Source organism: Mesorhizobium sp. B2-4-6, assembly GCF_006442775.1.
In the GTDB taxonomy this organism is placed as follows: domain Bacteria; phylum Pseudomonadota; class Alphaproteobacteria; order Rhizobiales; family Rhizobiaceae; genus Mesorhizobium.
Genome location: NZ_VFVI01000001.1, coordinates 223,447 through 249,752, shown reverse-complemented (window position 1 = coordinate 249,752; position 26,306 = coordinate 223,447). Strand labels below are relative to the sequence as shown.

The window sequence follows — 26,306 nt, the reverse complement described above, 5'->3', positions numbered from 1 at the left end:
GGTAAAGGCAACCACGTCATCGGGCCATGTCGCATGGACCAGCCAGGCAAAACAATGATCTCAACGCGATCATCCCGGTTCGAGCGTCGTGACGCCGAAAACCGTCGAGGGGGGCGTTGCCGGGCTTGCCGCCCTTGTACATGCATGTCGTCGTAAAGCCCGGAACCAAGCCGGCGGCTTGAAGCATGGCGGTGAATTGAACCTGGCCGGCCGGCACGTCGACATGCAATTCCTTGCCGGCCGTTGCGTCCGGGAGATCCGCCATCCTTGCCAAGGCCACGTCCGTCGCGTCGGCGAACAGCGACCCGACCTTGAAGCCTTCCCGGCACCGGCGCGCCACGCCGTAGCCGGCAATGCCGCTCGATCCGGCTGAGAGCAGCGCAATCCACGGCTGCCGCAGCCACTCGCCAAGGAAGGTTTCCCGCGGCGCCATGGCCGGCCATCAACCGTCACGATAGGCCGCCGGCCGCGGGCTGCAAAGGCCGCGCGGATTATCGACCGACGCCAGCCGCCCCCCGCAACCCCGATGGCGCGGAACCTATGCCTGCTTGGCGGGATTCGTCGATTCAAGGGAGGGCGGCGGCCCGACTATTATCCGGACGGCTTTCCCGAACCGGTGCAAAGAGTTAGCAAGGAATGCACCACTTATTCGACCGTTGTTCCAATGGGCAACTGGACACAATCGGCGAAGACTGGAAATCTTCATTTGTCGTTGCTTGGAATCGCATGGAGTGCCGCAGGAAATGCCGCTGAGTGCCGCAGAGATCGCCCGTCATCCGGCAGCGCTTCGCGGTGTCCAGGAACAGGCCAAGGCGCTCATCCATATTTACGAAACGAGCCCGCGGCTGGCCGCCGTGTTTGCCACCCAGCAGCGCTGGCTGCTCGGCCATGTCGGCCTGGCGCTGCATTTCCGGCGCGATCCCAACGACCGCCGCACCGAAATGACGATGGCACGTTTCATCGAGGTCGTACGCCGCAACTCGGTGGCCAGCCGCAACACCGCCGAGGCGTTCGTCAAGGAGATGCTGCACTACGACATCGCCGAATATATTTCGGCCAGCGGCGATGGCCGCGCCCACCCCATGCGGGTCACGGCGGGCACCATCGAGACCTTCACCGGCTGGATTTACGCGCATCTGACGACTCTCGACCGCATAGACGGCGGAATCCGGCTGGCAGCCTTCCTCGAGCGACCCGAAATGCTGCCTGTCTTGCAGCCGCTGATCGCCGACGGATTGCTCGCCAGCGACGGCGTGCGGGAGCCCGGACAGACTTTTTCGTTATTTATCTGGCTAAATAACGGCGGTATCGTCATGGACTGGCTGATGTGCGGCATCGATCCGGAGGACGTCCATCTCGACAAGATACCGACCGGCGTCATCTCGGTCAGCGAATTCGCGCACTGGCTGAAGCTCTCACGCACGCATCTGGCGCGCAAACTCTATGATGCCGAGGCGCTCGGCAGCATCGGCTGGGTCGGCCAGCGCGGTCATTCCGTGATGTGGGTTTCGAGAGCTTTCTTCGACGAGTACATGGCCGTCCAGGCAGCCAAGCTCGCCGTGGTCGACGAAGCCTTCGAAGCCTGTCTCTCGGCTCTGAAGGACCGCTGATCGTCAAACTCGGCGCGACATCGCGCAAAACCGGCGCCCGCGCTGGCGGGTGACGGCCGAAACTGCTATCCGCAACGTGCGAGCATGACAGCATCTTTGGGTGGAAGCTGGGAGGGTGCGTTGACCTATGAAGACATTGCCGGTCACCCGGCATTGCCCGCTTGCGTGCGTGCGCAAGCCATGGCGATGCAGCAGGCTTATCAAGGAAACCCGCGAGCCTCCTCGGTCTTTGCCACCCAGCAACGCTGGCTGATGGCGCATATCGGTCTTGCCCTGCATTTCCGCAGGAATCCCAGCGACTATCGACAGGAACTGACTGCGGCGCGTTTTGCCGACGTCACCGTTCAGCATGCGGTGGCAAGCCGAAACACGGCTCATGCCTTCATCAAGGAAATGCAGCACTATAATTTCCTCAAGGCCGGGCCGACGGCCGATGACGGCCGCATTCGCCCGCTGCAGGTGCCGGCCGTGACCCTAGAGCCGTTGATCGGCTGGATTCATATGCATCTGAACACACTTGATGCCCTTGACGATGGGAACCGGCTGGAAACGTTCCAGGCAAGGCCGCAGATGCTTGCCGAGCTGCAGCCGCTGATCGCGGACGGCCTGATTTCCTCCGTGCCGGTGCGCGAGCCGCAACTGACTTTCTCGCTGTTCACCTGGCTCAACAATGGCGGCGTCGTCATGGACTGGCTGATCTCCGGCGTCGACCCCGACAATGCCGGCCAGGAGCGAATCCCGACCGGCGTGCTGTCGATCGGCGACTTCGCCAAATGGCTGAAGCTGTCGCGCACCCACCTTGCGCGCAAGTTGCGCGACGCCGAGGCACTCGGCAGCGTCGGCTGGCTCGGGCAGCGCGGCCATTCCGTCATGTGGATCTCAAACGAATTCTACGGCGAATACCTCACCGCGCAGGCGGTCAAGCTCGCCATCATCGACGCGGCTTTCGCCGCCACCGCGACGCAAAGGATGGGCTGACCGCTTCTATCCCGCCTTCAGGATGGCGGAAAAACGCGGATCGAAGGCCCGGCTGATCGGCTCTGCAGCGGCGCCCACGGCGATCGCCCAGGGATCGGTGGTGCCGAGTTGCAGCCGAGGCAGGCGTCGGACGGGACGATCCGAGATCGACGGCAGCAGCGGATGCATGGCCTCAAGCAGAAGCCGGGCCAGCGCCTCGGGCGCACTGCTGGTGAGGATGACGGTTTGCGGATCGAAGATCGTTTCGATCAGATGCACGCTCCAGCGCAGGTCGGACGCGGCTTTCTCGACCCAGCCCATGACCCGCGGATCCCGCGCAAGCGCCAGCGCGCCGAGCGTCTCGTAGAGCCCCCTCTCGGTGGGGTCGAGGCCGAGATGCTGGTAGAGCGAGGCCAGCGATGCACGGTGTTCGAGCGGCGTGGAACCGGGGCCGGCCGGCGCAAGCAACGCCATGCCGATCTCGCCCGCATTGCCGTTGCCGCCGCTATAGAGTTCGCCGTTGAGGATCAGCCCGGCGGCTATGCCGTAACCGACATAAAGGCAGACGGCGTGATCGACGCCATGTGCCGCGCCGACGATCCGCTCCGCAGTCGCGCAGGCCGCCGCGTCGTTCTGCAGGCCGACATCGAGCCCAGCGCCGGCCGCAAGCGCCTGCACCAGCGGAAATTGCTGCCAGGCCGGCATCATCCATTTGTTGTCGGGGTTCTTCAGCCCGAACGGTCCCGGCATGGCGACGCCCAACCCGACCAGACGCCGCTCGGACTGGGCAAACAAGGAAGCCAACTCGCGCCTGACGCGATCGACAAGGCCGAGGATGATCTTGACACCCGCCGAAGGCTCGTCGAGCGGCAGCCCCGCCTCGGCGCGCGCGATCACCTTGCCGACGAGGTCGACCACCACGACGCGCGTCAAATGCCGGTCGATCTGCAGTCCGATGGCGAAGGCTCCCTCGGGAACCAGCCGGTAGGGCGTGAAGGGCTGCCCCCTGCCCTTGCGCACCGCATCCAGCGCGACAACCAGCCCGTCGCGCTCGAGATCCTCGATGATGTTGGAAACCGCCTGCTTGGTAAGCTGCGTCGCCCGCGCCAGGTCGGCGCGCGAAAGCGCGCCGTTGAGCCGCAGCGCCTCGATCATGACGCGGCGGTTATGCGCGCTGGTACCCTCCTGGTTGGTGCCGCTTTTGGCACGGATCGGGCTGATGTCGTGCACCGTCGTTTCCCCTCTTGACTCCATTAAAGGATTGATCGACTAATTAAGTCAAGCGAGTTGACTTAATAGGTGAGACCCGCGCGGCGCTACAAAAAGACGGCAAAAGCTTTCGGGCTCCGCCGCACGCCGTTGGGGACGGATCCAGTCAGACGCGATGCGAATTTGGGGAAGCGGCGCAGTCCTGGCCGCCCACTCGCAGTTGTCGAAAATGGGAGAAAGACAAATGCTGAAATCGATCGGTAAGACACTTCTGGGCGCGGTGTTCGTCGGCGGGCTGTTCGTCCCCCACGCCTTCGCCGAAACCACGTTGAACGCGCTCTTCATGGCGCAGGCCGCCTACAGCGAAGCCGACGTGCGCTCGATGACGGAGGCCTTCACCAAGGCTAATCCGGACATCAAGGTCAATCTCGAATTCGTTCCCTATGAAGGCCTGCACGACAAGACCGTGCTCGCTCAAGGATCCGGCGGCGGCTACGACGTGGTGCTGTTCGACGTCATCTGGCCGGCCGAATATGCGACCAACAAGGTGCTGGTCGACGTCTCGTCGAAGATCACCGACGACATGAAGAAGGGCGTGCTGCCTGGCGCCTGGACCACCGTCCAGTATGACGGCAAGTACTATGGCATGCCGTGGATCCTCGACACCAAGTATTTGTTCTATAACAAGGAAATCCTTGAAAAGGCCGGCATCAAGGCGCCGCCGAAGACCTGGGAAGAGCTCGGCCAGCAGGCCAAGATCATCCAGGACAAGGGCCTGCTGAAGACGCCGATCGCCTGGAGCTGGTCGCAGGCCGAAGCCGCTGTCTGCGACTACACCACGCTGGTCAGCGCCTATGGCGGCGACTTCCTCAAGGACGGCAAGCCCGACTTCCAGAACGGCGGCGGCCTATCGGCCCTGAAATACATGGTGGACAGCTACAAGTCGGGCCTCACCAATCCGAATTCCAAGGAATTCCTGGAAGAAGACGTCCGCAAGGTGTTCGAGAACGGCGATGCCGCCTTCGCGCTGAACTGGACCTACATGTACAACATGGCCAACGATCCGAAGGACTCCAAGGTCGCGGGCAAGGTCGGCGTGGTGCCGGCGCCGGGCGTTGCCGGCACCAGCGAGGTCTCGGCCGTCAACGGCTCGATGGGCCTTGGCGTCACCGCGGTGTCGAAGCACCAGGACGAGGCCTGGAAATACATCGAGTTCATGACCTCGCAGGCGACGCAGAACCAGTATGCCAAGCTCTCGCTGCCGATCTGGGCCTCGTCCTATGACGATCCGGCCGTCACCAAGGGCCAGGAAGAACTGATCGCCGCCGCCAAGCTCGGTCTCGCCGCGATGTATCCGCGCCCGACCACGCCGAAATATCAGCAGCTGTCGACGGCACTGCAGCAGGCGATCCAGGAATCGCTGCTCGGCCAGGCGGCGCCGGAAGACGCGCTCAAGACCGCTGCTGAAAACAGCGGCCTCTGATCCGGCGTTCCCCGACGGGCGGGCGGCCTCATACATGAGCGCCGCCCGTGCTATTTCCGACCGGATGAAGGAAGAGAGGCGCCTCCGATGTCAGGCACCTGGATGACGACTCGCGCGTGGCTGTTGATGCTGCCCCTTCTGGTGATCATGGTCGCCGTCATCGGCTGGCCGTTGGTCGATACGATCAGGCTCTCCTTCACCGACGCCCAGCTGGTCGGCACGGCTGGCAATTACGTCGGCTTCGACAACTACACCAAGATGCTGACGAGCTCGAACTTCAGCCGCACGCTGGTCACAACCACCTGGTTTGCGGTCATCTCGGTCGCCGCCGAGATGGTGATCGGCGTGCTTGCGGCTCTTCTGCTCAATCAGGAATTCCGTGGCCGCGCCGTCTTGCGCGGGCTGATGATCCTGCCATGGGCGCTGCCCACCGTCGTCAACGCGACGCTCTGGCGGCTGATCTACAATCCCGAATATGGCGCGCTGAACGCGGCGCTGACCCAACTCCATCTCATCGATGACTATCGCTCCTGGCTGGGTGAGCCCGGCACGGCGCTCGCGGCGCTGATCGTCGCCGACTGCTGGAAGAATTTTCCTCTTGTCGCGCTGATCGCGCTCGCCGCCCTGCAGGCGGTGCCGCGCGACATCACCGCCGCGGCGCTTGTCGACGGCGCCGGCCCGTTCAACCGCTTTCGCTTCGTCATCCTGCCCTATCTTGCCGGCCCGCTGATGGTGGCGCTCGTGCTGCGCACCATCGAGGCCTTCAAGGTCTTCGACATCATCTGGGTCATGACCCGCGGCGGCCCGGCCAACAGCACACGCTCGCTGTCGATCCTCGTCTATCAGGAAGCCTTCTCCTTCCAGCGCGCAGGCTCCGGCGCATCGCTGGCGCTGATCGTCACCTTGCTCGTCACCGTGCTCGCCGTCGCCTATGCGACGCTGGTCAAGAAAACCGCGGGGGGTGCCGTCTGATGGAACGCAAGAGCCCGGTCTTCACCGCTTTTGTCTATGCCTGCGCGATCCTGCTTGCCGCCGTCATCCTGGCCCCGCTCGCCTGGCTCTTCGTCATGAGCATATCGCCGGCCGCCGATCTTGCCGCCAAGCCGCTGCGCTGGTGGCCGCAGGCGGCCGACTTCTCCCGTTACGCGCAGCTTCTGTCGACGGCCGAAAACAGCGCCGGCGCCGCCTTCACCGCTTCGCTGCGCAACAGCCTGGAAGTCGCCGGCATGGCGACGCTTGCCGCTGTTGTCCTTGCCGTGCCGGCCGGCTGGGCCGTTTCGCGCACCCCTTCGGTGGGCTGGTCGCTGTCGATGGTGATCGCAACCTATATGCTGCCGCCGGTAGCGCTCTCCGTGCCGCTTTACATGGGCCTGTCTTATCTCGGCCTGCTCAACAACATCTTCGGCCTTGCGCTGATCTATCTGACGATCCTCGCGCCCTTCACCACCTGGCTGATGAAATCGGGCTTCGATGCCATCCCGCGCGAGATCGAGGCCGCGGCGATGATCGACGGGGCCGGGCTGCTCCAGACCTGGCGCATCATCACCTTGCCGCTGGCGGCGCCTGTCGTGGCGACATCGGCGCTGTTTGCCGTGCTGCTTGCCTGGGACGAGTTCTTCTACGCCCTGCTTTTCACCTCGGACCAGCGGGCAAAGACCCTGACGGTCGCCATCGCCGATCTCGCCGGCGGCCGCGTTTCCGACTACGGACTGATCGCCACCGCCGGCGTGCTCGCGGCCTTGCCGCCGGTGCTGATCGGCCTCGTCATGCAACGCGCGCTGATCTCGGGCCTTACCAGCGGCGGAGTGAAAGGATAATCATGACTGCAGAGAAGAAACGTCCGGCAGGGCTTGTCGCAATCGACCGCGAGATGGCGCGTCAGCATGAGGATGCGCTTGCCTCGTTCGAGAGCAATCGAGAGGCCGCCGCCAAGGTAGCCGCCTCGATCAGGAAGAACGGCAGGCTCGTCCTGCTCGGCATGGGCGCCTCGCATGCCGTCGCGCGCGCCGTCGAGCCGCTCTATCGCGCGCAAGGCATCGACGCCATCGCGCTGCCGCTCTCGGAGCAGCTTGGCCAGCCGCTGCCGCTTGACGGCAAGACGGTGATCGTCACCTCGCAGTCCGGCGAGAGCGCCGAGGTGCTGCGCTGGTTTGACGAGACCGGCGACCGCGCTGAAACCTTCGGCCTGACGCTGGAGGCCGGTTCCTTCCTCGGCCGTACGGTGCCTTGCCTCGTCGGCGCCGGCGGCACCGAGCTTGCCTTTGCCGCGACCCGCAGCCTGACCGTGACCTTCGCCCTGCACCTCGCCATTCTCGCCGCGCTCGGCGAGGACCCCGCCGCCGCGCTCGCGGTGCTCAAGGCGACGGAGACGGTCGGGATCGATGCCGCGCTCGCGGCGCTGAGCACGGTCGCGACCGTCGTGACCTCCGGCCGCAGGCTGCAGGGCCTCGCCGAGGCGCTGGGGCTCGGCCTGACCGAATTGTCGCGCCTGCCGTGCTTTTCGCTCGAAGGCGGTCAGCTTCGCCACGGGCCGATGGAGATGCTCGGGCCCAAGATCGGCGTCGTCCTCTTCCGCGGCGACGACCCGACCGCGGAGCTGGTGACCGCCATGGCCGTTTCGGCGGTCGAGACCGGCGCGCCGCTGGTCATGTTCGACGCTTCTGGCAAGCCGCCGGTCGCGGGCGCGGTCACGCTCGCCTTCAAGCCCGTCACGGGCTTGGCGGCGATCTTTGCCATGCTGCCGGTTGCGCAACGCCTGATGATCGCCTTCGCCGATTCCCGCGTCGAGAATGCCGGAACGCCGGTGCGCACCACCAAGATCACCAGGAGCGAGTGATGCGGCCGCTCGCGGTGATCGGCAACGTCAATGTGGACCTGATCGTCGGCCCGGTCGCGCCGTGGCCGAAAGCGGGCACGGAAACCGTCGTCGATCACGACGACCTGCGCGTCGGCGGCCAGGCCGGCAACACCGCGCTTGCCTGGCAGGCGCTGGGCATCGACTTCGACATCGCCGCCAACATCGGCGACGACCAGTTCGGGCGCTGGCTGCGCGAAGCCTTCGGACGCCGCGCGCAGAAATGGCCGGTTCGTCCCGAAGGCACGACATTGTCGGTCGGCATGACCCATCCAGATGGCGAGCGCACCTTCTTCACCACGCGCGGCCACCTGCCCCGCTTCAGCCTGGCTGACGTGCTCTCCGTGCTGGACGGCAATCGGCTTGCTGGCGGCCACGCGCTGCTCTGCGGCTCTTTCCTCACCGACGACCTGACGCGCGATTACGACGCTTTCTTCGACTGGGCCGAAGCGCATGGCATCGCCGTTGCGCTCGACACAGGCTGGCCGATCGACGGCTGGACGCAAGCGAATTGCACCGCCGCGCGCGGCTGGCTGTCGCGCTGCGCCCTGGCCCTCTTCAACGAAGTCGAGACGACCACGCTGGCCGGCCTGGCAAGTCCATCGGAAGCCGCGCGCAAGATCCGCGACGGCATGAAGGACGGAGCGACGGTCGTCGTCAAGCGCGGGCCGGACGGCGCGATCGCCATCGGCGCCGACGGCGAGCTCATTCAAGTGCCGGCACCTCGAGTCGCCGTCATCGACACGATCGGCGCCGGCGATGTCTTCAACGCCGCCTTCCTGGCGGCACTGGCACAGGGGCAATCGTTGGTGAAATGCCTGTCCGCCGCCATCCTTGTGGCCTCGCGCGCCATTTCAACCTTGCCCCGCGATTATGGCGGGCCGATCCAGTTCGAGGATGCTGTTCATGAGCGCGCTTGAAATTCGCGATGTCCGCAAGAATTACGGCAGCGTCGAGACGCTGAAAGGCATCGACATCGCGCTCGAAAACGGCGAGTTCCTGGTGCTGCTCGGTTCGTCGGGCTGCGGCAAGTCCACTTTGCTCAACATCATCGCCGGTCTCGCCGAGGCAACCAGCGGCGATGTGCTGATCGGCGGCCGGTCGGTGCTTGGCGTGCATCCGAAGAACCGCGACATCGCCATGGTCTTCCAGTCCTACGCGCTCTATCCGAACCTCACCGTCAGCCGCAACATCGGCTTCGGCCTTGAAATGCGCAAAGTCCCCGCCGCCGAGCGCGACAAGGCGGTGCGCGAGGCGGCAAGATTGCTGCAGATCGAGAACCTGCTCGACCGCAAGCCCGGCCAGCTCTCCGGCGGCCAGCGCCAGCGCGTCGCCATCGGCCGCGCTTTGGTGCGCAAGCCGCAGGTCTTCCTGTTCGACGAGCCGCTTTCCAATCTTGACGCCAAGCTGCGGCTGGAAATGCGCACCGAACTGAAGCGCTTGCATGAAATGCTGCGCACCACGGTCGTCTACGTCACCCATGACCAGATCGAGGCGATGACGCTGGCGACCCGCATCGCCGTCATGCGCGACGGCCGCATCGAACAGCTGGGCACGCCGGAAGATATCTACAACCATCCGGCGACGCTCTATGTCGCGGGCTTCGTCGGCGCCCCGTCGATGAACAGGCTGGAAGCGACCGTCGAGGACGGCAAGCTGGCGATTGCAGGCACGGATGCGCGGCTGGCGATTCCGGCTCGCTACACCGACGCGGCCCGCAACAATGCTTCAGTTGTGGTCGGCATCAGGCCGGAAGCGCTCCGCCTTGGACCGGGCAGCGGCGCGGAACTGTCGCTGCCCGTCGAGATCGACGTCGTCGAACTGACAGGCCCCGAACAGGTCACCACCGCCCGGGTCGGCGCGCAAAGGCTGACGGCGACCCTGCCGCCCCAAGCCCGTGTCGCCAAGGGCCAGCCGTGCGCGTTCGTCTTCGATGCGGGCGCGCTCCGCCTGTTCGATCCGGCAACCGGCAAGGCTTTCTGAGCGGTCGCCCGCCTTCCGCCTGCATGACCCGATCGATAGTCGGCCGGGTCAGCTCGCGAGTGCGGGCTGACCCGTCGCTTCGTCCTCAGTCAATGTCGAACGACACGCCCTGCGCCAAAGGCAGCGCCTTGGAGAAGTTCACCGTGTTGGTGGCGCGGCGCATGTAGGCCTTCCAGGCGTCCGAGCCGCTCTCGCGACCGCCGCCCGTCTCCTTCTCGCCACCGAACGCCCCGCCGATCTCGGCGCCCGAGGTGCCGATATTGACGTTGGCGATGCCGCAGTCAGAGCCATCGACGCCCAGGAAGCGCTCCGATTCCTGCAGGTCGCGGGTGAAGATCGACGACGACAGGCCCGCCGCCACCGCATTGTGCAGGTCGAGCGCCTCGTCGAAATCGGAATATTTCATCACATAGAGGATCGGCGCGAAGGTCTCTTCCGTCACCGGCGAAACCTGCTTCGGCATCTCGACCAGCGCCGGATGCGCGTAATAGGCGTCCGGATGGCCGTTCTCGACGCGCGCGCCGCCGGTCACCTTGCCGCCATGCGCCTCAGCTTCCTTCAGCGCCTTCTGCATGTTGTCGAAGGCGGCCTTGTCGATCAGCGGGCCGACCAGCGCCTTGCCTTCCAGCGGATTGCCGACCGAGACGGACTGATAGGCCTTCTTCAGCCGCGGCAAGAGCGCGTCATAGACGCTGTCATGCACGAACAGGCGCCTGAGCGTGGTGCAGCGCTGGCCGGCCGTGCCCATGGCGCCGAAGGCGATGGCACGCAGCGCCATGTCGAGATCGGCGGTGGGCGTCACGATGCCGGCATTGTTGCCGCCGAGCTCCAGCACGGCACGGGCAAAACGCTTGGCGAGCCTGGGACCGACCTCCCGGCCCATGCGCGTCGAGCCGGTGGCCGAGACCAGCGGCACTTTGGGATGGTCGACCAGCACCTCGCCGGCGACGCGGTCGCCGATCAGCACCTGCAGCAGCCCTGCCGGCGCATCCTTGCCGAAACGCTTGGCGGCGCGCTTGAAGATCGCCTCGCAGGCAAGTGCGGTCAGCGGCGTCTTTTCCGACGGCTTCCAGACCACCGCATCGCCGCAGACGAAGGCAAGGGCTGCATTCCACGACCACACCGCGACCGGGAAGTTGAAGGCAGAGATCACACCGACGACGCCGAGCGGATGCCACGTCTCCATCATGCGATGACCGGGGCGTTCGGTGGCGATGGTGAGGCCATACAATTGCCGGGAGAGACCGACGGCGAAGTCGCAGATGTCGATCATTTCCTGCACTTCGCCGAGACCCTCGGACGGGATCTTGCCGACCTCGATCGACACCAGGCGGCCGAGCTCGTCCTTATGCGCGCGCAACTCCTCGCCGAGCAGACGCACCAGTTCGCCCCGCTTCGGTCCCGGCACCAGCCGCCAGGCCTGGAAGGCCCTGTGCGCGGCATCGATGGCCTGGCCGGCATCGGCGGCCGAAATCGATCTCAGCGCCGCGATCTGTTCGCCCGTCACCGGGCTGCGCACGACAAGGTCGCCGTCCGAAAGCGCATCCTTGGCAACGCCGAGTTTCTCAAGAAGTGCAGCCGTTTCCTTCGCCAGTGTCATTTTATCCCTTTCAGATCCCGCGATTCGTGAGCGGGAATGGAAGCCATGCGCCGTGTCGTGTCCGTACCGCAGGGCACAGCCGGGCGCTTCATGGCGTGGCATTTACTCGTTTCGGGGAAAAACCGCCACCCCGGCATGGTCCAAGCCCGGGTCGCGAAATTGGGCCAAGCAGCGAAGCCGTATCAGTGCGCCTTCCGGATCGAGGATTTCTCGGCGCTTTCCTTGATCAGCCGGTCGATATGCATGCGGATATGCGCCGCCTCGGCGGCGGTATTGGCCAAAGCGATGGCGCGGTCGAAGGCAACGCGCGCCTCCTCGTTGCGGCCAAGCTGCATCAGCAGCCCACCCCTGAGGCCGAAGAAATGGAAATAGCCCGAGAGCCTGTCTTCCAGCGGCTCGATCATGGCGAGCGCGGCTTCCGCGCCGCGCACCTTGCTGACCGCCACGGCGCGGTTCAGCGTCACAATCGGCGAAGGCTGCATCTGCTCCAACAGACCGTAGAGCAGGTCGATCTCGGTCCAGTCTGTATCTTCCGCCGTCGCCGCCCGCGCATGCAGCGCCGCGATCGCCGCCTGAACCTGGTAGGGGCCGGGCTTGCGGTGGCGCAGCGCCTTGTCGACCAGCGCCAGGCCCTCGTCGATCATCTTGCGGCTCCATAACGAGCGGTCCTGGTCCTCGAGCAGGACGATCTCGCCATTCTCGTCGAAACGCGCCGGCGCCCGCGCGTGCTGCAGCAGGAGCAGCGCGGTCAGCCCCATGATCTCCGGCTCGGCCTGGAAGAGCCTGAGCAGCAGACGGGCAAGCCGAATCGCCTCCTCGCAGAGCGGCGCGCGGGCCGGTGCCTCGCCGCCATTGGTCGAATAGCCTTCGTTGAAGATCAGATAGACCATCGCGGCGACAGCGGCGAGCCGCTCCGAGCGCTCGACCGCGCCTGGCGTTTCGAACGGCACGCCGGCATCGGCAATGCGCGCCTTGGCGCGGGTGATGCGCTGTTCCATGGCGCTCTCGCCGACCAGGAAGGCGCGCGCGATCTGCTTGACGGTAAGGCCGGAGACGATGCGCAGCGCCACCGCGATCTGCTGCGTCGCCGGCAGATCCGGATGGCAGCAGATGAACAGAAGCCGCAGGATATCGTCGCGGTAATGCGCGCCGTCGAGCCGCTCGGCGATGTCGCTCTCGGCGTCCTCCAGATCGGAGACCTGGTCTTCTTCCGGCATCGGCGCCTGCTTGGCGCGCTTGCGCACGGCGTCGATGCCGCTGTTGCGGCCGACAAAGATCAGCCAGGCGACGGGATCGCGCGGCGGCCCGTTCTTCGGCCAGTTCTTGAGTGCCCTCAGGCAAGCATCCTGGAAAGCCTCTTCCGCGGCGTCGAGGTCGCGGAAGTAGCGCAGCAGCGCGCCCATCGCCTGCGGACGGGCGTTGCCGATCGCCGTGCTTATCCAGGCAAGCTCGGTCATACCGCTACCTTTGTGGGATTGAAGATCGAAACCGGCCGGATCTCGTAAGAGCCGCCGCTCGGATTGACCTCGGAGAGCTCGCGCGCGAATGCGACCGCTTCGTCGAGATCGTCGCATTCGAGCGTGTAGAAGCCGAGGAACTGTTCCTTGGTTTCAGCGAACGGGCCGTCCAGCACGACCGCCTCGCCCTTGACCTTTCTCAGCGTGGTCGCCGCGGTCGTCGGCAGAAGGCGCGCCACGGGGCCGAGCCGGCCCGCCTTGGCGTATTTGTCCTGCACGTTGAGGATCTTTGCCATGACCTCGTCGTCCTGTTCCTTGCTCCAGGAGCAGACGACGTCTTCGGAAGCGTAGCAGAGGATGGCGTAGAGCATGGTGCGTCCTTTCCGTATCAAAGGACGCGACACTAGGACCCTTCCCGACACAAGGTCGATAAAAAAATTTATCGAGGGAGCCCGGACTTGGCTGCCTTCGCGCCTGCCTGTCAGGCGCCGCGCGCCTGCAGCCATCTGAGCACCAGCGTTTCTTCCTCATCGAGACCGGATATCCGGCGTTTGCGCTTGTTGGCCCCGGCCATTTCGTCGAGCAGGCGCCCTTTGCTCCATGCCTCGAACACCAGCGGATGGATGTAGCATTTGCGGCAGACGGCACGGGTATTGCCCAACCGCTCGGCGACCTTGTCGACGACACTGTTGATCATCCGCTTTTGCCGCGTCTTGCTTTCCGGCAGCTCGGTCCCGGCAAACAGCGACGCCGCATGGATCGTGCCGCCCCAGGTGCGGAAATGCTTTGAGCTGAAATCGGCGCCGGATGCCTCGCGAATATAGCGGTTGACGTCCTCCGAGCGCACCGGGCACCGGTCGCCATTCTCATCGAGATATTGGAACAGCTTCTGCCCGGGCAGGTCCTGGGCGCCGCGCACGATCTTGGCGATGCGGCGATCGACCAGCTTCAGCTTCCATTCCTTGCCCGACTTGCCCTTGAAGGCGAAGCGCAGGCTGGAGCCCGTGATCTCGACATGGCGGTCGCGCAGCGTGGTCAGCCCGAAACTCTTGTTGTCCCGCGCATAGGCGGCGTTGCCGATGCGGATAAGGGTGTTGTCGAGCAACCAGACCACCGAGGCGACGACGCGCTCCATGGGCAGACCGTGGCGGCGCAGGTCCGCATCGATCTGCAGCCGCAGCGCGGGCAGGCTTTCGGCGAAAGCGACGAGGCTGGAATATTTGACGCCGTCGCGCTCCTCGGTCCATTGCGGGTGATAGCGGTACTGTTTACGGCCGCGCTGATCCCGGCCTGTCGCCTGGATATGGCCGTCCGGATCGGGCGAGATCCACACATCCGTCCAGGCCGGCGGAATGACGATCGCCTTGATGCGGGCAAGGGTCTGCGCGCTGACCGCGCTTCCGTTCGGACCGACATAGGAAAATCCCTTGCCTTTTCTCAGTCGTCGGACGCCGGGATCGGTATCGCTCACATAGCTGAGCGACGCTCGCTCGGCCGAATCTTGCGCACCGTTCCTTCGAGTTTCCTCGTTCCGCGTTGAACGGCCCGAGGACAATTGTGAATGCTGCAACATGCCGGCTCCGCGAAATTATCCGTAGATAAAGCCGCTCGCCGATGACTGGTTCCGGATGCAAACGGCGATGCGCATCATCCGTCGCGTCAGGCTGCCACCGGAATGACGTCGACCGCCTGCTCGCCGACCTGACCGCCTGTCGTCTTCAGCACGCCGACGATCGGCGCCACGTCGGAATAGTCGCGGCCGTAGCCGACCGTGATATGGTCGTTGCTCGCCCGCATGCCGTTGGTCGGGTCGAACTCCTGCCAGCCGGCGTCGCGTCCGCACCAGGCCTTGACCCAGGCATGCATGGCATCCGCGCCTTCAAGCCGCGACTTGCCCTTCGGCGGGATCGTGCGCAGGAAGCCGCTGACATAGCCGGCCGGGATGCCGAGCCCGCGCAGGCCGGCGATCATGATATGTGAGAAATCCTGACAGACGCCGCGCTTCAGGGCAAACGCATCGCTGGCCCGGGTCTGCACGGTCGTCGCCTTGCCGTCATAGGTGAAGTCGCGATGAATGCGGTTGCAGAGATCGGTCGCCGTGGCGACGGTTGACCCCGACAAACTGTCCCGCGCATAGGCCGTGATCGCCGCGTCGATGCCTACATGATCGCTGGCGGCGAGGAAATGATGCGGCGCGGACGGCGAGAGTGACCGCACCACATCGAGCTCCGACCTTAGCCCGTTTATATCCGGCGAGACATCGAGACCCGGCTCGGGCCGCGAGACCGAAACGCGCGCGCTCATTCGGATGTCGAGCGTCTCATGCGCGTCGCGAAAGGCGATCGATGTGACGTTGTTGCCGAAGAAATCGGAAAAATCGGCACGTTCGGCCGGCGACGGCTGGAAAGACAGCGAGGCCGCGATCACGCGCTGCACGCCGGCGATCGTCTGCGGCATGACGCGCACCTGGTGCCGTCCGCCGCCGGCGGCGGCGGCATAGTCGTAATGCAGATGGAGTTTGATATCGTAGAGCATTAAAGCAATTCCAGCAAAAGTGCGCAGAGGTTTTGCGTCCGGAATTGCGCAAAAACAAAGAGATAGAGCATTGGAGGCGATCCTTTTCGCTGGAAATGCTCTAACCGAAATAGCCTCTGGCGAGGCTGTTGTAGAGAGCGCCGATCTGGCCGGCCAAGTCGTCGAGCTCCTTGGCGCTCATATCCGACGGCTCCATGACGGCGATTGCCGTGTTGAGCTGCAGGATTTCCTTGGCGGCGGGCGACATATGCCCCTCGCCGCCGATCGAAGGCAGCATGGCGATCTCGGCCTTCAGCCGCTCGAGCTGGAACAGGATCGAGCGTGGGTTGAGCGGGTCGAGCGCGAGCAGGTCGATCACCGTGCGCCGCCCGGCCTGCACCGGATACTGCCGGCGATGGGTCATGACGCTGTCGCCGATCTCCAGCATCATGTCGAGCGCCCCTTCCGGCGCCCCGTTCCTGGTCAGCCGGCTGAGCGTGCCGGCGATCTGGATACCGCGCTCCAGCCTGCGGCCGATCTCCAGGAAGCGCCAGCCCGCGAAGCGGTACATGTTCTCATGCAGCAGACCGGAAAAGCCGGCGAGCTTGCGCAGCATCACCGTCATTGCCCGCGTCGCGTCGTCTCCGGGCGCGACCGTCTCCGCGAATTTGTGGATGGTCTTCGACAGATCCTTCAGCGCCAGCCAGCCGTCGGGAGAGAAGCGGTCGCGAATCTGGCCGGCGCTGTAGACCGCGCTGTCCAAAGTGCCGATCAACCCTGGCGGTATCGCCGTTTCGGCCTCGATGCCGAACGGCTCGAGATAGTCCCTGATATCGGCGAGCAGCGGCATGTCCGGATCGGACGTCTCGGCAAGCCGCACGTGATAGGCGCGCAGCACGCGCACCGTATCTTCGGAGCGCTCGATATAGCGCCCGAGCCAGGTCAGGTTCTCGGCCGCGCGGCTGGGCAGGCTGCCTGGCATGGTGCGGATGAAGCCGTCATGCTCCTGCGGCAGCAATGTCTCGCGCTCGACCGGCCTGTCGCTGACCACCCAGACATCCGCCGCCTGGCCGCCGCGCTGCATGGCGATCGCCGTCGGGTCGAGCGAGAAGCCGACGCGGGCGAAGCCGCCGGGCATCACCGTCCAGCCTTCCGGCGTGCGCGCCAGATAGACGCGCAGACTGGCGGGGCGCGGCTCAAGCACACCGCCGGCGAACACCGGCGTGGTCGAGAGTGTCACCGCTTCCTGGCCGACAAAGCCGGCGCCGTCGGCTTCGATCCGCGCGACAAGCTCCGCCCGTTCCCCCGCCGAAAGCGCCGAACCGAGCCTGGTCGCGCCATCGTCCTCGAAGGCGAGCCGCGTCGACAGCGCCGGGCCGACCACCATATGGTCGATATTGGCAAGCACGTGGTCGCGTTCGTTCTGCTGCCCGCACCACCAGGTGGCAACGTTCGGCAACGACAGATCTTCACCTTGCAGTTCCCGCGCGATCCTGGGCAGGAAGGAAAGCAAGGCCCGCGTTTCCACCAGGCCGGAACCCAGCGCATTGACGGCCGAAACGGAGCCGCGCCGGATCGCCTCGACCAGCCCCGGCGCGCCGATCTGCGAGTCCGGCCTGAGCTCCAGCGGATCGGCGAACGCCGCGTCGAGCCGCCGCCACAGAACGCCGATCGGCAGCAAGCCTGAAACCGTTCGCACCATCAGCCTGCCGCTGGAAACGGTCAGGTCCTCGCCCTCGAGCAGCATGATGCCGAGATAGCGGGCGATATAGGCGTGCTCGTAGTAGGTTTCGTTGAGCGGTCCGGGCGTCAGGATGGCGACACGGCCGCCGGAATCCGTCGCCATGCCGTTCAGCGCATCGCGGAAGCGGCGGAAGAAGCCCGCAAGGCGGTGCACATGCATCTCGCCATAGATGTCGGACAAAGCGCGCGTGGTGGCGACGCGGTTCTCCAGCGCGAAGCCGGCGCCGGACGGCGCCTGGGCGCGATCGCCCAGCACCCACCAGCGCCCGTCCGGGCCACGGCCGAGCTCGAAGGCGACCATATGCAGGAAATGCCCGCTGGCCGGCCGGACGCCTGCGACGGGGCGCAGATATTCGGAACTCGCCGCAATCAGCCCGGCAGGCAGGATACCCTTCTCGATCAGCCGGTTCGGCCCGTAGATGTCGGCCAGGATGGCCTCGAACAGGTCGGCGCGCTGGACGAGGCCGGCACTGATCTCGGCCCATTCCTTCTCGTCGATCAGCAGCGGGACATGCGCGAGCGGCCATTCCCGCTCATTGGCCCCGGCCTGCTCGTAGACGCGGTAATAGACGCCGGCGTCGCGCAGATACTGGTCGGCGCGGGCAAACCGCTGCCCAAGCCGTTCCGCGCCCAGATCGTCGAGCGCGTCGATGAAGAAGCGCCAGGCCGGACGCGGGTTGCCCGACGCGTCGACCATCTCGTCGACGACGCCTTCGATCTGCCGGTAGCGTTCCAGCAGGCCCTGCGCCCGCGGCCTGCCGCTCGCCCGTCTCTGATTCCCCTTGGCCATTGTCGATCAGAATCTCGCCGGCCGCCTGAGGTCAAGGGTCATCGGAAACTCTTCAGAGGCTTCTTCGTCACGCAATACATAGCCGCCCGGCGTATGGCCGCGCGGTTCGAACCGGGCAAGCCGTCGCGCTTCGGCCTCGTTGCCGTTGACCGGGAAAGTGTCGTAGCTGCGCCCGCCCGGATGCGCGACATGGTAGACGCAGCCGCCGACCGGGCGGCCTGACCAGCGATCGTAGATGTCGAAGACCAGCGGCGTGTTGACCGGCAGGGCCGGATGCAGGCCGGAAGCCGGCTGCCAGGCCTTGAAGCGCACGCCAGCCACCGCGACCTCGCGGTTGTCGGTGACCTTCATCGGCACGATGCGGCCGTTGCAGACGATGGCGTGGCGCTCCGGATTGAGGCCCTCGGTCCGCACCTGCAGTCGCTCGACCGAGGAGTCGACAAACCGGACGGTGCCACCGATCGCGCCCTGCTCGCCCATGACGTGCCAAGGCTCCAGCGCCTGCCGCAATTCCAGCTTGACGCCGCCTTGGCTTACCTCGCCGCAGAACGGGAAGCGAAATTCGAGCTGCGCGGCGAACCATTCGGGGCGGAACTCGAAGCCGTTGAGCTTCAAATCCTCCAGCACGTCGAGGAAATCCGCCCAGACATAATGCGGCAGCATGAAGCGGTCGTGCAGCGACGTGCCCCAGCGCGCGAAACGGCCATCGAGCGGGTTCTTCCAGGCGCGGGCGATGATGGCGCGGACCAGCAATTGCTGCGCGAGCGACATGCGCGCATTGGGCGGCATCTCGAAACCGCGGAACTCGACCAGCCCCAGCCGCCCGGTAGGCCCATCCGGCGAGAACAATTTGTCGATGCAGATTTCCGAGCGATGCGTGTTGCCGGTGACATCGGTCAGAAGGTTACGGAACAGCCGGTCGACCAGCCACGGCAAAGGCGCCGCGCCCTTGTCAGGGTACGGCACCTGCGCCAACGCGATTTCCAGCTCATAAAGCGAATCGTGCCGCGCCTCGTCGATGCGCGGCGCCTGGCTGGTCGGGCCGATGAACAGGCCGGAAAACAGGTAGGACAGGGACGGGTGCCGCTGCCATTGCAGCACCAGGCTCTTCAACAGGTCCGGCCGGCGCAGGAACGGGCTGTCGTTCGGCGTCGCGCCGCCAACCACGACATGATTGCCGCCGCCGGTGCCGGTGTGGCGCCCGTCGATCATGAACTTGTCGGTGCCGAGCCGCGACCGCCTGGCTTCCTCATAGATTGCCGTGGTCGCCGCCACGCAATCCCGCCAGTTGGCGGCCGGGTGGATGTTGACCTCGATGACGCCGGGGTCGGGCGCGACGCGGATGACGTTGAGGCGCGGATCCTGCGGCGGGGCGTAACCCTCGATATGCACCGGCAGGCCGATGGCCTTGGCCGCGTTCTCGGCCGCCGCCACCAGTTCGAGATAGTCTTCCAGCGCCTCGACCGGCGGCATGAACACGCACAGCCGCCCGTCGCGCGGCTCGACCGAAAGCGCGGTGCGCACCGCGCCACCGATCTCAGTGATCTCCTGCTCGACGCGATCCTGCTGGCCGGTCGCCGCGGTGAAGGACACGGCCTGCTGGCGGCGCGCCATTTCGTCGGCGCCTTCAGGCTCCGCCGTGGCGGCCCCCGGCAAGATAGCCTCGCGCGCCGGCAGCGGCCCACGCGGCAGCGACGGATCGACGGGCACGATATAGGGGAACTGCTCCGGCGGCACGTAAGGCAGCGTGCCGAGCGGCAGGCGGTAGCCGACCGGGGAATCGCCCGGCACCAGGAACAGGCGGCCGCGCCGCGTCGTCCATTTCTCCGAGCGCCAGCGCTGTCCGGCGGCCTGGCTGTTCCAGCGCTGCACTGGCAGCACATAGCCCGACGGCTTGGTCAGCCCGCGCTCGAAGACGCGCGCCATGCGGCTGCGCTCTTCGGGGTCTTCCAGCTTCGAATTGGACGGATCGACATTGTCCGGCAGCTTGCCTTCCTTGAGCAGCCACTCGCCCGGATCCTCATAGGCCTCGCCGACCATCGCCTTGTCGATGCCGAGCTCGCCGGCGATCGCCTTGAGCAGGCTCTCGGCCTGTTCAGGCCCGACCGCGGCATCGCCGTTCTCTCGTGCGATCAGCGACGGGTCGCGCCAGACCGGTTCGCCGTCGGCGCGCCAGTAGAGCGAGAAGGTCCAGCGCGGCAGGCTCTCGCCCGGATACCACTTGCCCTGGCCGTAGTGCAGGAAGCCGCCCGGCGCGAAATGCTCGCGCAGCCGGCGGATGAGCTGGTCCGCCTTGTCGCGTTTGGTTGGACCGACGGCCGCCGTGTTCCATTCCGCCGCTTCGAAATCGTCGATCGACACGAAGGTCGGCTCGCCGCCCATGGTGAGCCGCACGTCGCCGTCTTTCAGCACCGCGTCAACCTTTTCGCCCAATTGATCGAGCGCCTGCCAGCTTTCGTCCGAGAATGGCTTGGTGATGCGCGGATGCTCGGCGATGCGATCGACCCGCATGTCGAAGCCGAATTCGACATTGGCGAAGCTCGCCATGCCGGAGATCGGCGCGGCATTGCGGAAATGCGGCGTTGCGGCGAGCGGCACATGGCTTTCGCCGGTGAGCAGGCCGGAAGTCGGGTCGAAACCGATCCAGCCGGCGCCCGGAATATAAACCTCGCACCAGGCATGCAGGTCGGTGAAGTCGACAGCGGTTCCCGGCGGTCCGTCGAGCGAGACGAGATCGGGCTTCAACTGGATCAGATAGCCGGAGACGAAGCGCGCGGCGACGCCCAGATTGCGCAGGATCTGCACCAAGAGCCAGCTCGAATCCCGGCAGGAGCCCTTGCCGGCGGCCAAAGTCTCCTCGGGCGAATAAACACCCGTCTCCATGCGCACGATATAGGCGATCTCGCGCTGCAGCCTTGCATTGAGATCGACGAGGAAATTGACAGTGTTTCTCGGGCTGCGGTCGATTGTCCGAAGGAATGCCGACAAAAGCGGCCCGACCGGCTCCGCCGCGCGGTAGATGGCGAGGTCTTCCCTGATCTCTTCGGGATAGTCGAACGGAAAGCTCTCGGCGCTCTCCTCTACGAAGAAGTCGAACGGGTTATAGACCGTCATGTCGGCGACAAGGTCGACCTCGATCTTCAGTTCGGTCACCGGCTCCGGGAAGACGAAGCGGGCGAGGAAGTTGCCGTAGGGATCCTGCTGCAGGTTGACGAAGTGGTTTGCCGGCTCGACCTTCAGCGAGTGGCTGAGCACCTTGGTGCGCGAATGCGGCGCCGGCTGCAGCCTGATCACCTGGGGACCGAGCACCACCGGCCGGTCATATTTGTAATGGGTCAGGTGATGGACGGCTGCCAGAATTGCCATGGTGCCCCGGAGTTCGGCGTTTCAGTCGCCGAACCCTGACATAAATGCTGGCCATTCTCCAAGCAGAGATGTTGCGCTGCACCTAATTTAAGCAGCGTGGCCAGCTTAGAAAAACGCCTGGATACCCGTCTGCGCCCTTCCGAGGATCAGCGCATGCACGTCATGCGTGCCCTCATAGGTATTGACCGTCTCCAGGTTCTGCGCGTGGCGCATCACATGGTAGCCGATCTGGATGCCGTTGCCGCCATGCATGTCGCGCGCCTGGCGGGCGATATCGAGCGCCTTGCCGCAATTGTTGCGCTTGACGATCGAGATCATCTCCGGCGCCATCTTGCCTTCGTCCATCAGCCGGCCGACGCGCAACGAGCCCTGCAGGCCGAGCGCGATCTCGGTCTGCATGTCGGCGAGTTTCTGCTGGAACAGCTGCGTGCCGGCAAGCGGCTTGCCGAATTGTTTTCTGTCGAGGCCATACTGCCGCGCCCGGTGCCAGCAATCCTCGGCGGCGCCCATCGCGCCCCAGGAGATGCCGTAGCGTGCCCGGTTGAGGCAGCCGAACGGACCGCCGAGGCCCTTGGCGTTGGGCAGCAGCGCGTCTTCGCCGACCTCGACGCCTTCCATCACGACTTCGCCGGTGATCGAGGCGCGGAGGCTGAGCTTGCCGCCGATCTTCGGCGCCGACAGCCCCTTCATGCCCTTCTCCAGCACGAAGCCGCGGATCTCGTCCTTGCCGTTCTCGCCTTTCAGCTTGGCCCAAATGACAAAAACGTCGGCGATTGGGGCGTTGGATATCCACATTTTGGAGCCGGAGAGCTTGTAGCCATTCGCGGTCCTCTCGGCGCGTGTCTTCATGCCGCCCGGATCGGAGCCGGCATCCGGCTCGGTGAGGCCGAAGCAGCCGATCCATTCGCCCGACGCCAACTTCGGCAGGTATTTCTTGCGCTGCGCTTCCGCGCCATAGGCATGGATCGGATACATGACCAACGAGGACTGCACGCTCATCATCGAGCGGTAACCCGAGTCGACGCGTTCAACTTCCCGCGCGACCAAGCCATAGGTCACGTATCCGGCGCCAAGTCCGCCATACTCTTCCGGAATGGTGATGCCGAGCAGGCCCGCCTCGCCCATCTCGCGGAAGATTGACGGATCGGTCTTCTCGTCAGCATAGGCTTCCTCGATGCGCGGCGCGAGCTTGTCGGCGGCGAAGGCGGCTGCGCCGTCGCGCACCATGCGCTCGTCCTCAGAAAGCTGGTCCTCGATCAGGAAGGGATCGTTCCACACGAAGGCATTCTTCTCGGCGGCCATGGCTCGCTCCCGGTATTTTTTGATGTGCCCGGCTTATCCGCCCGCGCCAGCGAAAAATCAAACAAAATTGCATCACGGATCAATGAGCGTTAGTAATAGATCATGAGTGTCCAGCGCCGTCTTTTGCCGAATACCGCGGCGCTTGCCGCCTTTGAGGCGGTAGCGCGCCTCGGCTCCTTCACGGCAGCCGCCCGCGAACTGGATTTGACGCAAGGCGCCATCAGCCGTCAGATCGGTCTTCTCGAGGAGCAGTTCGGCCGTCGGCTTTTCGAACGCGACAGCCGCAATGTCCGGCTATCGACTGCGGGCGAAATCTATGCCGAAGCGGTGCGCTCGGCGCTTGGCCAGCTTCGCGACGCAGCACTTGGATTGATGAGCAATCGGCATAGCGGTGTCCTCAATGTTGCGATCCTGCCAACCTTCGGCACACGCTGGCTGATGCCGCTGATCCCGGATTTCGTCGCTCGCCACCCTGACATCACCATCAACTTCGCCACCCGTATCGGCCGCTTCGACTTCGCCCGCGAGCGGCTGGACGCCGCCATCCATCACGGCATGCCCGACTGGCCGGAAGCGGACTGTACGCTGTTGATGCGCGAAACCGTGATGCCGGTGGCTTCGCCCGAATTCCTCGCTACCCGCGCCATCGCCACGCCCGCCGACATCAGCCACCTGCCGCTGCTGCACATGGCGACGCGCCCCGGCGCCTGGAGCGAATGGTTCGAGTATCAGAGGCTGGAGGCGCCGACCGGTCCCGGCATGCAGTTCGAGCAGTTCGGCACCGTCGCGCAAGCCTGCATGGCCGGGCTCGGCGTGGCGCTGCTGCCGGAAATCCTGATTGCCGGCGAATTGCAGCGCGGCCAATTGGTGCCCGCTCCCGGCCAGCCGATGCAGAGCCGCAGCGCCTATTATCTCGTCGTGCCGCATGACAAGCGCGGCCACCCGCCGGTCGCCAGTTTTCGCGACTGGCTGCTGGGTCAGATCGGCAAGGAGCCGGCTGTCCTGGCGTGGTAGCTACTTGCGCTTCATCGCCTCGGCTAAAGCCGCGCCGAACGCGCCCTGCGACGGCCGCTCCGGCTGGCGCTGCGGCACCGGCGAACGCGGTGGCGATTTGCCGCCGCCATTGTCGCGTGGGCCTCTCGGCGCTCCGCCCTCGCCGCCATCCTTGCGCATCGACAGGCTGATGCGCTTGCGCTTGATGTCGACATCGACGACGCGCACCTTCACCACGTCGCCGGCCTTTACCACCTCATGCGCATCCTTGATGAAACGGTCGGCCAGTTGCGAGACATGCACCAGCCCGTCCTGGTGCACACCGATATCGACGAAGGCGCCGAAGGCCGCGACATTGGTGACGGTGCCTTCGAGCAGCATGCCGGGCTTCAGATCCTTGATGTCGTCGACGCCCTCGGCAAAGGTCGCCGTCTTGAAGCCGGGGCGCGGATCGCGTCCGGGTTTTTCCAGCTCGGCGATGATGTCGCGCACGGTCGGCAGGCCGAAACGCTCGTCGACGAAGACGCGCGGGTCGAGCGCCTTGAGCGCTGCGCTGTCGCCCATCAGCGCGCGCACGTCGCGGCCGCAGGCGGCAACGATCTTCTTGGCCACCCCATAGGCTTCCGGGTGAACCGACGAGGCGTCGAGCGGCTCGCTGCCATTGGCAATACGCAGGAAGCCGGCGGATTGTTCGAACGCGCGAGGTCCGAGCCGCGCCACCTTGAGCAGGTCCTTGCGGTTGGCAAACGGCCCGGTCGTGTCGCGATGCGCGACGATCGCTTCGGCAAGCGATGGGCCAAGGCCTGAAACGCGTGCCAGCAGCGGTGCCGACGCCGTGTTGAGGTCGACGCCGACGGCGTTCACCGCGTCCTCGACCACCGCTTCCAGGGAACGGCCGAGCCGGTATTGGTCGACATCATGCTGATATTGGCCGACGCCGATCGACTTCGGCTCGATCTTGACCAACTCGGCCAACGGATCTTGCAGGCGCCTGGCGATGGACACCGCGCCGCGCAGCGAGACATCCAGGCCCGGGAATTCCGCCGCTGCCGTGGCCGAAGCGGAATAGACCGAGGCGCCGGCTTCGCTGACGATGACCTTGAGCGGCTTCGGCCCCGCACTTGTCGGCAGGTCCGCCAGCATGTCGGCAACCAGCTTTTCGGTCTCGCGGCTGCCGGTGCCGTTGCCGATCGAGATCAGCTCCACCTTATGCTGGCGGATGAGGGCGGCAAGTTCGGCCTGCGTGCCGCGCATGTCGTTCTTCGGCGGGAACGGATAGACAGTCGTCGTCGCAACCAGCTTGCCGGTGCCGTCGACAACCGCCACCTTGACCCCGGTGCGGATGCCTGGGTCGAGCCCCATCGTCGGCCGCGAGCCGGCGGGCGCGGCCAGCAGCAGGTCCTTCAGATTGCGCGCAAAGACGTGGATCGCTTCTTCCTCGGCCCGCTCGCGCAAATCACGCATCAGGTCGAGCGTCAGATGCAGCGACAGCTTTATCCGCCAGGTCCAACCGGCCACGTCCATCAGCCATCTATCGCCGGGAAGGCTGCCGCCGATCGCATAGGCATTGGCGATCATGCGCTCGACCGGCTTCACCGGCGAGGCGTCGTCCGCGTCGACCTCGATTTCGAGGGACAGCACCTCTTCATTGCGGCCGCGCAACATGGCCAAGGCGCGGTGGCTGGGCACGCCCGCCCAGCGCTCGACATGGTCGAAATAGTCGGAGAATTTAGCGCCCGCTTCCTGCTTGCCGTCGACGACTTTTGCGCGCAGGAAGGCGCGTTCCTTCATATAGGCGCGCAGCTTGCCGACCAGATCGGCATTTTCGGCGAACTGCTCCGACAGGATGTCGCGCGCGCCTTCGAGCGCCGCCTTGACGTCCGCCACCTCTTCCGTGACATAGGCGAGCGCAAGCTCGGCCGGCACCGCCGAGCGATCGGCAAGGATCGCCTCGGCGAGAGGTCCGAGCCCGCGCTCCCTGGCGATCTCGGCCTTGGTGCGCCGCTTCGGCTTGTAGGGAAGATAGATATCCTCAAGCTCGGCCTTGGTGCCTGCGGCGGCGATCTTCGCCGCGAGTTCCTCGGTCAGCTTGCCTTGTTCGCTTATCGAGCCGAGGATCGTCTCGCGCCGCGCATCGAGCTCGCGCAGATAGACGAGACGCTCGGAAAGGTCGCGCAATTGCGTATCGTCGAGCCCGCCGGTGACTTCCTTGCGGTAACGCGCCACGAACGGGACCGTCGCGCCCTCGTCGAGCAGCCCGATCGCCGCCGCGGCCTGCTCCGGCCGCGCGCCGATCTCGGCCGCGATGACTGCTGCGATGCGCTTGATGTCCGATGCCATGCTGGTCCCTGCAGAAAAGAGCGGCGACCATAGGCCGGGATGCCGTCCGAGCCAACCGCGCCGGCTTCATCCAGCGAGGAAGGTCCACAGGAAAGACGCTGAGCC

The 26,306-nt window shown here is 65.4% G+C and carries 20 protein-coding genes; 9 read left to right on the top strand and 11 right to left on the bottom strand.

Annotated elements, in window-relative coordinates; genetic code table 11:
* Positions 1–16 precede the first annotated feature (16 nt).
* Positions 17–433 (bottom strand): hypothetical protein, encoded by a 417-nt coding sequence (locus FJ957_RS01180; protein WP_140827606.1) that lies wholly within the window; start codon positions 431–433, stop codon positions 17–19.
* A gap of 310 nt (positions 434–743) precedes the next feature.
* Here FJ957_RS01180 and FJ957_RS01175 point away from each other — a divergent pair, with 310 nt between their 5' ends.
* Entirely contained in the window at positions 744–1,610 is an 867-nt protein-coding gene (locus FJ957_RS01175) for a hypothetical protein (protein ID WP_140827602.1), read from the top strand.
* Between the two features lie 84 nt (positions 1,611–1,694).
* On the top strand, positions 1,695–2,588 hold the full coding sequence (locus FJ957_RS01170; RefSeq protein WP_140827599.1) for a hypothetical protein: 894 nt from the start codon (positions 1,695–1,697) through the stop codon (positions 2,586–2,588).
* A 6-nt stretch (positions 2,589–2,594) separates the two neighbouring features.
* Here the strand turns inward: FJ957_RS01170 and FJ957_RS01165 are convergent, their stop codons facing one another.
* Positions 2,595–3,797 carry an ROK family transcriptional regulator gene (locus FJ957_RS01165; RefSeq protein ID WP_140827595.1) on the bottom strand — a complete coding sequence of 401 codons (1,203 nt, stop codon included), beginning with the start codon at positions 3,795–3,797 and terminating at the stop codon, positions 2,595–2,597.
* Positions 3,798–4,020: 223 nt separating this feature from the next.
* On the opposite strand from FJ957_RS01165, the gene FJ957_RS01160 reads away from it, so the two are divergent.
* The 6 genes from FJ957_RS01160 to FJ957_RS01135 all read left to right on the top strand — a co-directional run bounded on the left by FJ957_RS01160 (position 4,021) and on the right by FJ957_RS01135 (position 10,096).
* Positions 4,021–5,259, top strand: coding sequence for an extracellular solute-binding protein (locus FJ957_RS01160; RefSeq protein WP_140827592.1), 1,239 nt, complete (start codon positions 4,021–4,023; stop codon positions 5,257–5,259).
* 87 nt (positions 5,260–5,346) lie between these two features.
* A complete protein-coding gene (locus FJ957_RS01155; protein WP_140827589.1) occupies positions 5,347–6,231 on the top strand; it encodes a sugar ABC transporter permease in 885 nt (294 codons plus the stop codon).
* The gene (locus tag FJ957_RS01150; protein ID WP_140827585.1) at positions 6,231–7,076 is read left to right on the top strand and encodes a carbohydrate ABC transporter permease; all 846 of its coding nucleotides are present in this window, start codon (positions 6,231–6,233) and stop codon (positions 7,074–7,076) included. The genes FJ957_RS01155 and FJ957_RS01150 overlap by 1 nt, the downstream gene beginning before the upstream one ends.
* A 2-nt stretch (positions 7,077–7,078) precedes the next feature.
* Positions 7,079–8,095, top strand: a complete 1,017-nt coding sequence (locus FJ957_RS01145; RefSeq protein ID WP_140827581.1) for an SIS domain-containing protein — start codon at positions 7,079–7,081, stop codon at positions 8,093–8,095.
* Positions 8,095–9,033 carry a PfkB family carbohydrate kinase gene (locus tag FJ957_RS01140; protein ID WP_140827577.1) on the top strand — a complete coding sequence of 313 codons (939 nt, stop codon included), beginning with the start codon at positions 8,095–8,097 and terminating at the stop codon, positions 9,031–9,033. The genes FJ957_RS01145 and FJ957_RS01140 overlap by 1 nt, the downstream gene beginning before the upstream one ends.
* Complete coding sequence (locus tag FJ957_RS01135) at positions 9,020–10,096, top strand: ABC transporter ATP-binding protein (protein WP_140827573.1); 1,077 nt, start codon at positions 9,020–9,022, stop codon at positions 10,094–10,096. Before FJ957_RS01140 ends, FJ957_RS01135 begins: the two co-directional genes overlap by 14 nt.
* Positions 10,097–10,181: 85 nt before the next feature.
* Here the strand turns inward: FJ957_RS01135 and FJ957_RS01130 are convergent, their stop codons facing one another.
* The 8 genes from FJ957_RS01130 to FJ957_RS01095 all read right to left on the bottom strand — a co-directional run bounded on the left by FJ957_RS01130 (position 10,182) and on the right by FJ957_RS01095 (position 22,868).
* Positions 10,182–11,696, bottom strand: a complete 1,515-nt coding sequence (locus tag FJ957_RS01130; RefSeq protein WP_140827570.1) for an aldehyde dehydrogenase family protein — start codon at positions 11,694–11,696, stop codon at positions 10,182–10,184.
* Between the two features lie 182 nt (positions 11,697–11,878).
* Positions 11,879–13,153 carry an RNA polymerase sigma factor gene (locus FJ957_RS01125; RefSeq protein WP_140827566.1) on the bottom strand — a complete coding sequence of 425 codons (1,275 nt, stop codon included), beginning with the start codon at positions 13,151–13,153 and terminating at the stop codon, positions 11,879–11,881.
* Entirely contained in the window at positions 13,150–13,524 is a 375-nt protein-coding gene (locus FJ957_RS01120) for a YciI family protein (RefSeq protein WP_140827563.1), read from the bottom strand. The genes FJ957_RS01125 and FJ957_RS01120 overlap by 4 nt, the downstream gene beginning before the upstream one ends.
* A gap of 110 nt (positions 13,525–13,634) precedes the next feature.
* On the bottom strand, positions 13,635–14,726 hold the full coding sequence (locus FJ957_RS01115; RefSeq protein ID WP_140827560.1) for a DNA topoisomerase IB: 1,092 nt from the start codon (positions 14,724–14,726) through the stop codon (positions 13,635–13,637).
* Between the two features lie 86 nt (positions 14,727–14,812).
* Complete coding sequence (locus tag FJ957_RS01110) at positions 14,813–15,688, bottom strand: transglutaminase family protein (protein WP_140827556.1); 876 nt, start codon at positions 15,686–15,688, stop codon at positions 14,813–14,815.
* 100 nt (positions 15,689–15,788) lie between these two features.
* Positions 15,789–18,200: a circularly permuted type 2 ATP-grasp protein gene (locus FJ957_RS01105; RefSeq protein WP_140827552.1), complete on the bottom strand. Its 2,412-nt coding sequence runs from the start codon at positions 18,198–18,200 to the stop codon at positions 15,789–15,791.
* Positions 18,201–18,206: 6 nt separating this feature from the next.
* The gene (locus FJ957_RS01100) at positions 18,207–21,566 is read right to left on the bottom strand and encodes a transglutaminase family protein (protein ID WP_140827550.1); all 3,360 of its coding nucleotides are present in this window, start codon (positions 21,564–21,566) and stop codon (positions 18,207–18,209) included.
* Positions 21,567–21,671: 105 nt separating this feature from the next.
* Positions 21,672–22,868 (bottom strand): acyl-CoA dehydrogenase, encoded by a 1,197-nt coding sequence (locus FJ957_RS01095; RefSeq protein ID WP_140827548.1) that lies wholly within the window; start codon positions 22,866–22,868, stop codon positions 21,672–21,674.
* A 102-nt stretch (positions 22,869–22,970) separates the two neighbouring features.
* Here FJ957_RS01095 and FJ957_RS01090 point away from each other — a divergent pair, with 102 nt between their 5' ends.
* Positions 22,971–23,882 carry a LysR family transcriptional regulator gene (locus FJ957_RS01090; protein ID WP_140827545.1) on the top strand — a complete coding sequence of 304 codons (912 nt, stop codon included), beginning with the start codon at positions 22,971–22,973 and terminating at the stop codon, positions 23,880–23,882.
* Here the strand turns inward: FJ957_RS01090 and FJ957_RS01085 are convergent, their stop codons facing one another.
* A complete protein-coding gene (locus FJ957_RS01085; protein ID WP_140827543.1) occupies positions 23,883–26,201 on the bottom strand; it encodes a Tex family protein in 2,319 nt (772 codons plus the stop codon).
* Positions 26,202–26,306 lie beyond the last annotated feature (105 nt).

What these genes read in the sequence shown, in the direction of transcription:
- FJ957_RS01180 (WP_140827606.1), bottom strand. Translation starts at nt 433, where the DNA reads ATGGCGCCGCGGGAAACCTTCCTTGGCGAGTGGCTGCGGCAGCCGTGG.
- FJ957_RS01175 (WP_140827602.1), top strand. Translation starts at nt 744, where the DNA reads ATGCCGCTGAGTGCCGCAGAGATCGCCCGTCATCCGGCAGCGCTTCGC.
- FJ957_RS01170 (WP_140827599.1), top strand. Translation starts at nt 1,695, where the DNA reads ATGACAGCATCTTTGGGTGGAAGCTGGGAGGGTGCGTTGACCTATGAA.
- FJ957_RS01160 (WP_140827592.1), top strand. Translation starts at nt 4,021, where the DNA reads ATGCTGAAATCGATCGGTAAGACACTTCTGGGCGCGGTGTTCGTCGGC.
- FJ957_RS01155 (WP_140827589.1), top strand. Translation starts at nt 5,347, where the DNA reads ATGTCAGGCACCTGGATGACGACTCGCGCGTGGCTGTTGATGCTGCCC.
- FJ957_RS01150 (WP_140827585.1), top strand. Translation starts at nt 6,231, where the DNA reads ATGGAACGCAAGAGCCCGGTCTTCACCGCTTTTGTCTATGCCTGCGCG.
- FJ957_RS01145 (WP_140827581.1), top strand. Translation starts at nt 7,079, where the DNA reads ATGACTGCAGAGAAGAAACGTCCGGCAGGGCTTGTCGCAATCGACCGC.
- FJ957_RS01140 (WP_140827577.1), top strand. Translation starts at nt 8,095, where the DNA reads ATGCGGCCGCTCGCGGTGATCGGCAACGTCAATGTGGACCTGATCGTC.
- FJ957_RS01135 (WP_140827573.1), top strand. Translation starts at nt 9,020, where the DNA reads ATGAGCGCGCTTGAAATTCGCGATGTCCGCAAGAATTACGGCAGCGTC.
- FJ957_RS01130 (WP_140827570.1), bottom strand. Translation starts at nt 11,696, where the DNA reads ATGACACTGGCGAAGGAAACGGCTGCACTTCTTGAGAAACTCGGCGTT.
- FJ957_RS01125 (WP_140827566.1), bottom strand. Translation starts at nt 13,153, where the DNA reads ATGACCGAGCTTGCCTGGATAAGCACGGCGATCGGCAACGCCCGTCCG.
- FJ957_RS01120 (WP_140827563.1), bottom strand. Translation starts at nt 13,524, where the DNA reads ATGCTCTACGCCATCCTCTGCTACGCTTCCGAAGACGTCGTCTGCTCC.
- FJ957_RS01115 (WP_140827560.1), bottom strand. Translation starts at nt 14,726, where the DNA reads ATGTTGCAGCATTCACAATTGTCCTCGGGCCGTTCAACGCGGAACGAG.
- FJ957_RS01110 (WP_140827556.1), bottom strand. Translation starts at nt 15,688, where the DNA reads ATGCTCTACGATATCAAACTCCATCTGCATTACGACTATGCCGCCGCC.
- FJ957_RS01105 (WP_140827552.1), bottom strand. Translation starts at nt 18,200, where the DNA reads ATGGCCAAGGGGAATCAGAGACGGGCGAGCGGCAGGCCGCGGGCGCAG.
- FJ957_RS01100 (WP_140827550.1), bottom strand. Translation starts at nt 21,566, where the DNA reads ATGGCAATTCTGGCAGCCGTCCATCACCTGACCCATTACAAATATGAC.
- FJ957_RS01095 (WP_140827548.1), bottom strand. Translation starts at nt 22,868, where the DNA reads ATGGCCGCCGAGAAGAATGCCTTCGTGTGGAACGATCCCTTCCTGATC.
- FJ957_RS01090 (WP_140827545.1), top strand. Translation starts at nt 22,971, where the DNA reads ATGAGTGTCCAGCGCCGTCTTTTGCCGAATACCGCGGCGCTTGCCGCC.
- FJ957_RS01085 (WP_140827543.1), bottom strand. Translation starts at nt 26,201, where the DNA reads ATGGCATCGGACATCAAGCGCATCGCAGCAGTCATCGCGGCCGAGATC.